We start from the raw sequence: 1987 nt of genomic DNA, 5'->3' as shown, positions 1-1987 counted from the left end.
ACGGCGGACGTCCGCCTTTACTTCCGTCTGAATAGGCCAGAGCCAGCTCCAGATCAGGGCGGAACACCTCAAAATCCACAGTCCGGGAAAAGGCCTCCAGTTGATCGCCAAGCCCGCTCAGCCGAGCAAGACGCTCTTCAACATCAAAGAAACCAGATTGCTTCATCTTCCTCCATCCCCAATCAACGCCAAAAAAATGGAATCACACAGAACAACTCAGAGCCAAGGGGTTTTTCGAACCCTCCAGGTGCCATCTTACTGGACTTCGTCACTCATGGCCTCCTACAACTTTGGAAAAATTGGTCACTCTCTGCAGGATCTGAAAGTCAGCTTCTCAGTAAATAACCTGTTCAATCAGAATTATTTCGGTGGGCTTTACGGTACGGCGGCCATGTCCGGCGATAATAACGCTATTCTCTATCAGGCCGCCCCTCGCGAGTATTTCGGCACGATCTCTGCTGAGTTCTGATGTGATCATCTGAAGGTTCAATACCGATGATGGGCAGATGCGTTGAGTGTGAAAGCGCAGCGGATACGGGCCAACATAGGGCAGCGTATTGAAAACCTGAAAAGCGAAAGCAAAAAACGGGCCTTGTGTAAAAACAAGGCCCGTTTTTGCTGTTTTGCGGAATGAAGCGGTTAGGCGATCAGGCAGAGCGCTTTGTCATATCGCTTTTTGTCTGCGTGTTGAGCAGATAAGGACCAGCGGCACAGAGGGTCAGATGCAGAACGGCCGGAGCGTCCTGTGTCAGATGGTCACCAAGCGGGAGTGCTGCATTCCCATTGGTCCAGGCAAAATCAGCCTGCTCAGACCCATGCCAGCCAGCAGGTTTTTCTGCCTGCAGGTGTGTGGTGATTGTGTGGTGCTGGTTTGCTGACGCACAGGAAATATCAGAGACCGCGACACCCAGGTGGCGACGATCATCCACGAACGGGCCAATCACATCTGCCGGGCGGCTGGCACGAGAGACGATATGCACAGAGTGTGTGCCCGGCGGCAGCATAAAGCTGTACTGCTGGTCCTGCTGAGACATCGGGCGAATGTGTGCGCCGGTTTGCGTCACCAGATGCAGGTCAGGATCATGCGTGAGTGTGGCGGCTGGCGCTGAAGTGGCAGCGCTGTTCAGGCTGGCGGCACGCATTTTCAGAGTGTTGAACAAGGGTTCAACAAAAGCACGGTCCACATCCAGCGGGGCAGCGGCATCGTCCTGCCATGTGCGCGGCGTGTTGCGGAGCGTTGCAATCTTACCGGCCTGCTGGAAGGAGAGGCGGTTACCTGTGTCCAGATAGCTCTCGGTCAGCACACCATCTGCCGTGATGACGGAATGCAGCTCGGTCTCGACGTGGTAGTAGTCGTAGGACGTAATGGTTTTATCGTAGAAAATGGACGCGCCATTTACCAGCATGCGGGCCGGGACAAACTTGCCGTCAAAGAACAGGCAATGCTCGCCGGTAATCAGCATGTCCTTATACGGCACGCCGTCGGCAAGAGCGTCTTTGAGAATGCGAACAGGCCAGCCAGCTTCATCGTCAGGCAGGTCGGTCTGAACAGTTGCATGGGCCTTGCCTGCCCAGACAACCTGACGGGGCACGGACGTGTTGTGCTTCCAGTCAAACGCAACGAGCTGATCACCAATCTGGATCTCTTCCACAGCGCGTATGCCATCTGCTGTGCAGATTTCGCTGCCAGACAAGAAGCAGGTGACAAATCCTTTATTGTTCAAAGGCAGGCTTACTGAGAGCCCTTTTGGAAATTCGCTATGATAGGTTTTCAAGAGGTTTTGAGTGTGATTCAAAGGCAGGATGTGGACGCCAGCACAACGAGGCCGCATGGCCGGAATTACACGCAAGACGAAACGCTATCCGTCTGATCTGACAGATGAGGAATGGGAGCGCATAGCGCCTCTGATGCCCCCTGCGAACCGGCGTGGTCGGAAACGGACAACCGATTCCCGTGAGATCATCAATGCTCTGCGCTATCTCGTGC

Annotated in this window: 2 protein-coding genes and 2 pseudogenes; 2 read left to right on the top strand and 2 right to left on the bottom strand. The window is 54.4% G+C overall.

What is annotated here, in order from left to right; genetic code table 11:
- Positions 1-166: pseudogene (locus KP703_RS15270) on the bottom strand (IS5/IS1182 family transposase); the annotation flags it as partial.
- Between the two features lie 108 nt (positions 167-274).
- Between KP703_RS15270 and KP703_RS15265 the strand changes: the two are divergent.
- Positions 275-469: a hypothetical protein gene (locus KP703_RS15265; protein ID WP_373687512.1), complete on the top strand. Its 195-nt coding sequence runs from the start codon at positions 275-277 to the stop codon at positions 467-469.
- A 178-nt stretch (positions 470-647) separates the two neighbouring features.
- On the opposite strand, the pseudogene KP703_RS15260 reads toward KP703_RS15265, so the two are convergent.
- A pseudogene (locus KP703_RS15260) lies at positions 648-1709 on the bottom strand (Hint domain-containing protein); the annotation flags it as partial.
- A gap of 94 nt (positions 1710-1803) precedes the next feature.
- Between KP703_RS15260 and KP703_RS15255 the strand changes: the two are divergent.
- Positions 1804-1987: transposase (locus KP703_RS15255; RefSeq protein WP_215755463.1), on the top strand; the 184-nt coding region annotated here is incomplete at its 3' end.

It is taken from the genome of Acetobacter sp. P5B1 (assembly GCF_018811985.1).
GTDB classification, from domain to species: Bacteria; Pseudomonadota; Alphaproteobacteria; order Acetobacterales; family Acetobacteraceae; genus Acetobacter; species Acetobacter cerevisiae.
Note: the sequence above shows the minus strand (reverse complement) of the source record. Positions and strands in the feature narration are given on the sequence as shown.